Origin of the sequence: Streptomyces sp. AC555_RSS877 (assembly GCF_019049245.1) — a bacterium.
In the GTDB taxonomy this organism is placed as follows: Bacteria; Actinomycetota; Actinomycetes; order Streptomycetales; family Streptomycetaceae; genus Streptomyces.
Genome location: NZ_JAGMUK010000147.1, coordinates 1 through 3,109, shown reverse-complemented (window position 1 = coordinate 3,109; position 3,109 = coordinate 1). Strand labels below are relative to the sequence as shown.

General features: G+C 69.4%; 1 protein-coding gene. It reads right to left on the bottom strand.

Features of this window, described 5'->3' with window-relative positions; translation table 11 throughout:
• Positions 1-3,109: non-ribosomal peptide synthetase (locus tag KUM49_RS37875; RefSeq protein WP_217241511.1), on the bottom strand; the 3,109-nt coding region annotated here is incomplete at both ends.

Sequence of the window (3,109 nt, the reverse complement as noted above, 5' to 3'; positions counted from 1 at the left end):
GAACAACCCCGGCACCAACACACCAGCCACCGGCACAGCGGTGTCATTCCACTCCACCAACACCCGCCGACGCTCAACCGGGTCGACGACATCCACCGTTGACAGCCGCTGCTCGGGCTCCGCGAGCAGCCGGTCCAGCACTCTGACCCAGCGGTCAGCGATCGCCTGAGCGGTCTCGGTGTCAAAGAGGTCGGTCGCGACCGTCACGGCACCGCGCACACCCGCGGGTGCTCCGTCGGTGTCGTACGTCTCGCCGACCATCACGTCCAGGTCGAACTTCGCCGCCGGACGATCGGTCGGGAGCAGTTCGACGTCGAGGCCGGGCAGCACCACGGTGGCTTCCGCAGTGTTGTGCATCGTGAGAACGACCTGGAAGAGCGGATGCCGGGCCAGCGACCGGGCCGGCGCCAGCTCCTCCACCAGCTGTTCGAACGGCACGTCCTGATGCGCGTACGCCTGCAGACCTGTTTCCCGCACCCGCTGCAGCAAGTGGGTGAACGACGGATCACCGGAGAGGTCCGTACGCACCACCAGCGTGTTCACGAAGCAGCCGACCAGATCATCCAGCGCCTCATCCGTCCGCCCGGCAATCGCCGACCCGATCGGGATATCCGTCCCCGCACCCAGCCGATGCAACGTCACCGCGAGCGCCGCCTGCAGCACCATGAACACCGTCACGCCCTCAGCACGGGCTACTTCCAGCATCCGCGTGTGCAACTCCGCGGGCATCTCGAACGCGGCCGAGAACCCCTGGTGTGAGGCGACCACGGGACGAGGCCGGTCGAACGGGAGCCCCAGCTCCTCCGGTACGCCCGCCAGCGCATCGCGCCAGTACGCGACCTGCTGCGACATCCTGCTCGCCGCATCCGCCTCGGACCCAAGCAGCTCGCGCTGCCACAGGGCGTAGTCCGCGTATTGCACCGGCAACGGCTCCCACTTGGGCGCCTGCCCCTCGCACCTCGCCGCGTAGGCCATCGACACATCGCGCGCCAAGGGCGCGGTCGACCAGCCGTCACCCGCGATGTGGTGCATCACCAGCGCGAGCACATGCTCCTCGGGACCGGACTCGAAGAGCCATGCCTTCAGCGGCACTTCGGCCTCGAGGTCGAAGGCGTACGCGGCGATCCGAGCGAGCTCGTCGGGCAGTTCGGCCGAGGTGAGCCGGTCGGTGGGCAGCTCCCAGGCGATCTCGTCCATGCCGAGGACGTGCTGGTACGGTTCACCGTCCGCTACCCGGAAGACCGTGCGCAGGGACTCATGGCGCACCATCACGTCCCGCAGGGCGTCGTTCAGCGCCTGCCGATCCAGCCGCCCGGCCAAGCGCAGTGCCACCGGGCTGTTGTAGGTCTGGCTCGGGCCCTCCAGCTGGCCGATGAACCACAGCCGGCGCTGCCCGTACGACAGCGGCACCCGCTCCGGCCGCTCCACCGGCACCAAGGCGTCGCGCGCATCGGCCGCTTCTGCCAGCCGCGCGGCCAGCCCTGCCACGGTCGGTATTTCGAAGAGCGTCCTGATCTCCACTTCCACGCCGAGCAGCACCCGTATCCGGCTCACCAGTCGGGTCGCCAGCAGCGAATGCCCGCCCAGCACGAAGAAGTCGTCATCCACACCGACCTGGTCCACCCCCAGGACCTGCGCGAACGCCTGGCACAGGATCTCCTCCTGCACCGAGGACGGTCCCCGGCTCGAACGGGCGGCCGCGGTGGCGTAGTGGGGGGCGGGAAGGGCCCTGCGGTCGAGTTTGCCGTTGCCCGTCAGCGGCAGCGCGTCCACCACCACCACCGCCGAGGGCACCATGTGGTCCGCCAGACGTTCCCCCGCGAAGGAACGCACCCAGACGCTCAACGCGGCAGGATCAGCATCCTCGTCATCAGCGACCACATACGCGATCAGCCGGACATCACCCGGGGTGTCCTCCCGGGCCACCACCGCCACCTGGCCGACCTGCGGGTGCGCGGCCAGAGTCGCCTGCACCTCACCCGGCTCGATCCGGAAACCACGGATCTTCACCTGCTCATCCGCACGGCCGGAGAACACCAGCTGCCCGTCCGCCGACCACCGGGCCCGGTCCCCCGTGCGATACATCCGCTCACCCGCACCACCGAACGGACACGCCACGAACCGCTCACCCGTCAGCCCCGGCTGCCCCACATAACCCCGCGCCAGCTGCACACCCGCGACATACAACTCACCCACCACACCCGGCGGCACCGGCTGCAATGCCCGATCCAGCACATAGAACCGGGTGTTCGCCACCGGCGTGCCCACCGGAACCACCCCGGACGCCACATGCACGCCCGTCAACGCAGCCGTGGCCACACCGATCGTCGTCTCCGTCGGACCGTAATGATTGAACACCGACCGACCCTCACCGGCCGCCGCGAGGAGCTCACCGACCAGCCCGGCCGAGGCCGCCTCACCACCCAGCACCAGCGACCGCACCGACCGCACCGCATCCACCCCCAGCGCCGCCACATGCGAGGGCACCGCCTTGAGGAAATCGATCCCCTGCTCGGTGAGATAGCCGCGGACCGCACCCGGGTCGGTGACCGCTTCCTCATCCAGGAAGTGCAGCTCACCCCCACACACCAGACTCGCGAACACCGTCGTGTTCCCCAAGTCCGTCGCCTGCCCCTGCAACACCGCAAACCGGCCGTGCGGACCCCCGAACCCCACCCGGGCCGGCACCGACGACACATAATTCGCCAGCCCCTCGTGGGTGACCGCGACACCCTTCGGCCGCCCCGTCGACCCCGACGTATAGATCACATACGCCACCTGCCCCGGCCGCACCTCCACCACCGGCGCCGCCGCCGAAGCAGCCCCCAACTGCATCACCACCAACGCGTCGTCCACCGCCACCAGCCGATGCCGGCCCGCCGGAAGACCATCCAAAATCTCTTCCGTCGTCAGCGTCAGCACCGCACGGCTGTCCCGCAGCTGGAACGCGATCCGCTCCGCCGGCTGCCCCGGGTCAAGCGGCAGATAGGCCGCCCCCGCCTTCCACACCGCGAGGATCCCGACCAGCGTCTCCACCCCACGCGGCAGACACAAACCCACCACCGACTCGGCACCCACCCCCTGCACCCGCAGGAAACGCGCCAGCCGA